We start from the raw sequence: 2,640 nt of genomic DNA on the forward strand, positions 1-2,640 counted from the left end.
TGACAGATAGCTTCAGTTGGTACCGCTGGTCTGGATGGTTGGTACCGGCATTCCGGGAACTTGGTACCGGCCCTCCGCATGTCCGCTCGGGGCCGGCACCACGTCCTGGGTGGGGTCTATTCCCAGTGGTCCGGTTGAGCCCGGGCCCTGTCGTCGCGGAGCCGTCGCATGTCCACGTCGCCGAGGTTGAGCTGGCGGGCGTTGTTGGCCAGCCGGTTCACGATCGAGTCCGCGGCCACCCGGTCCGGTAGGGCCTCGACCCAGTAGGCCGGGCCGGACTGCGAGGCGATGAGCGTGGGCAGGCGGTGTTCCCGGTTGGCCAGGACCGCAAAGAGGTCGTTGGCCGCTTCGGGGTCGATGCCCACGGTGAGGAAGTCATCGATGACCAGCAGGTCCACGTCCGAGAGTTCGTTGAGCAGCTTCTGGTGGCCGATGCCGTCACCGCGGGCGATGACCAACCGGCGGGCGAGGTCGTCCATCCGGGTGAAGGCGACGGTGTGTCCGCTCTGGCAGGCGGCGATCCCGATCGCGCAGGCCAGGTAGGTCTTGCCACCACCGGTCGGTGAGATGACCAGCAGGTTCGTGGGGTCCTGGCGCCATTGGTGGGCGGCATAGCGCTTCATCCGCACCGGGGTGATCCCGCGTCCTTCCTGGTAGTTGATCTCGGCGACCGAGGCCTGCGGGATGGGGAACCTTGCGGCCCGGATGAGCTTGTCGATCCGGTGGGCCCGGCGCTGTTCGAGGGCGTCGTCCACGGCGGTGAGGAAGATCTGCTCGGGAGTGAGCTCGTCATTGGCCTCGTCGGTGATCAGTTCCTCGAACCGCACGGCCAGGTGCGCGATGCGCAGGGCCCGGAATTTCTCATGGTCCTCGCTGGTGAACATCAGCCCTCGCCTCCCTGGCCGCCGCGCCGGTAGTGCTCGGCCGAGCGCACGTGCACCGCGGCCCCGAGGCCGGCGCCGGGGTCGGCGCCGGCGGCGGGTTTGCGGGTGGCCGCCGCCGGTGTGACCGTTCTGGGCTTCTTGGTGTCGGAGTCGATGGTGGCCATGATCCGCTTGATCGTGCTGTAGGTTCCCGGGCCCTGACCGGTGTCGAGCAGGACCTGGCAGGCGGCCTCCAGGCGGGCCTTGTTCCGCTTGCCCAGGGACTCCAGAATGTTCTGGCAGTCCAGATAGCCTTGGGCCTCCACAGCGTGTCGGTCGATGATCCCGGCGATGACCGCCTCGGTGGCTGGCCCGAAGCCCCGGGCGCGGTCCGTGAACCACCGCTTGGACCACAGCCCGTCGATACCCCGGTGCCGGGTCGGGGCATGCGCGACATCGGTGGAATACTGGCCTTTCCGGCCCTGCCGTCGGGCGTGCTCGCAGATGACCTGGTCCCCGTCGAAGACGGTCACCGTCGTGGAGGTGACCCGGACCCGCAGCAGCTGCCCGGCATACGTGTAGGGCACCGAGTAATGCTGGGAATCGCAGCTGACGTGGTAGTTCCGTCCGACCTTGAGCTGCTTCCATTCCACCGTGTCGAACCCGTCGGCCGGCAGCGCCTGGAGCAGGCGGGCCTCATCGGCGGTGAAGCGTTCCCACCGGGTGGTGCCATCGGCCCGGGGGATCTGCTCGTTGATCTCGACCAGCCGGGCCTCGATCGCCGCGTTCAGGGCCTGCACCGTGGTGAAGACCTCCTCGGCCAGATAGCCGATCACCCGCTTGTTCACCACGTTCACCGCCGACTCGGCCGCGGCCTTGTCGCGGGGGCGTTTCACCCGGGCCGGCACGATCCCCGTCGAATAGTGCTCGGCCAGCTGCTGGTACCGGGCGTTGAGCACCCGGGCCGACTCGCCCCGCTTCGGCCGGTGGGTCGAGGTCGCCGGATTATCCGGAACCACCAACTGCGGGACCCCACCGTAGAACGAGAAGGCCGCCACGTGAGCGGCAATCCAGGACGCCGATGTCATGTCCGTGTACCCATGGCAGAACACCGCCCCGGAATACGGCAGCACCGCCACGAACAGGTAGACCCCGGTCACCTCCCCGGTGACCGCGTCCACGACTTCCAGGGTGTCCCCGGCCCAGTCCACCAGCATCGCCCGGCCCGGCTCGTGGTGCAGCGTCGCCACCACATCGGTCACCCGGGCATGCTCGGCGAACAGGGCGCAATACTGCGAGTACCCGTACTTCTTCCCGCCGTTCGCGGTGCTCGAGGCCAGATACCTGCTCCAGGCCTGCTGGAGGGTGAAGTGCCGGTTCTCCCTCATAGAGGCCAGCACCCGATCAAAATCCGGGCGTTCGTAGGACTCCGTGACCCTCTTGCGGCCATCGGGAAACAACCGGGCGATCTCCTGCGGGGACATCGCCCCGATCTGTCCGGCGGTGAAGCCGTAGGCCGCAATCGCTTTCTTCGCCGTGGCCACGTCACGGCGTGAACACCCTGCCGCCGCGACGATCTCGTCATAGCTGCGCCCGGCGACGGCCAGCGTCATGATGGCCTTGAAATCGGCCATGCTGCCTCCTCACATAGGAAGAGGCGGCGCCCAATGCACCGCCTCACCCACAGCACAGCACCCACAGGCCACGGCAGTACCAACTTCACGGAAACGCAGTACCAACAACTCGGACTACCGGTACCAACTCACGCTATCTGGCA

The 2,640-nt window shown here is 67.4% G+C and carries 2 protein-coding genes; both read right to left on the reverse strand.

Going from position 1 to position 2,640, the window contains the following annotated elements:
• Positions 1-116 precede the first annotated feature (116 nt).
• Positions 117-884, reverse strand: coding sequence for an ATP-binding protein (locus ACZY0Y_RS19760; RefSeq protein WP_463959923.1), 768 nt, complete (start codon positions 882-884; stop codon positions 117-119).
• Positions 884-2,497 carry an IS21 family transposase gene (gene istA, locus ACZY0Y_RS19765; protein ID WP_463959924.1) on the reverse strand — a complete coding sequence of 538 codons (1,614 nt, stop codon included), beginning with the start codon at positions 2,495-2,497 and terminating at the stop codon, positions 884-886. Before istA ends, ACZY0Y_RS19760 begins: the two co-directional genes overlap by 1 nt.
• Between the last annotated feature and the right edge of the window lie 143 nt (positions 2,498-2,640).

This window comes from Pseudarthrobacter kochi (assembly GCF_055412805.1).

Excerpts from the sequence above, each read along its gene's own strand:
- ACZY0Y_RS19760 (WP_463959923.1), bottom strand. The coding sequence starts at position 884 with ATGTTCACCAGCGAGGACCATGAGAAATTCCGGGCCCTGCGCATCGCG.
- istA (WP_463959924.1), bottom strand. The coding sequence starts at position 2,497 with ATGGCCGATTTCAAGGCCATCATGACGCTGGCCGTCGCCGGGCGCAGC.